The organism is Psychrobacter sp. TB20-MNA-CIBAN-0197 (assembly GCF_040309765.1).
GTDB classification, from domain to species: Bacteria; Pseudomonadota; Gammaproteobacteria; order Pseudomonadales; family Moraxellaceae; genus Psychrobacter; species Psychrobacter submarinus.
On record NZ_JBEOPC010000987.1, the window covers coordinates 1 to 255 of the forward strand.

General features: G+C 47.1%; 1 protein-coding gene. It reads right to left on the reverse strand.

All coding sequences use genetic code 11. The features are described from left to right. Nucleotides 1-200 (reverse strand): EAL domain-containing protein (locus tag AAEY83_RS16840; RefSeq protein WP_351060937.1); only part of this gene is annotated, 200 nt, incomplete at its 3' end. Nucleotides 201-255: the final 55 nt, after the last annotated feature.

Sequence of the window (255 nt, forward strand, 5' to 3'; positions counted from 1 at the left end):
GGACGACTTTGCAAACTGTCACAGGTAAACAACTGCGGACGCTCGATGACATACCCCTGAGCGTAATCCACACCTATTTCAAGCAATGCCTGTTCGATCTGGTTAGTTTCAACAAACTCGGCAATTGTCTGCTTACCCATAACATGGCCGATGTGATTGATCACTTCGACCATTGCCCGATTAATCGGGTCGTCCAGCATATCCTTTACGAAACTCCCGTCGATCTTCAGGAAGTCTACAGGCAAATGTTTCAAG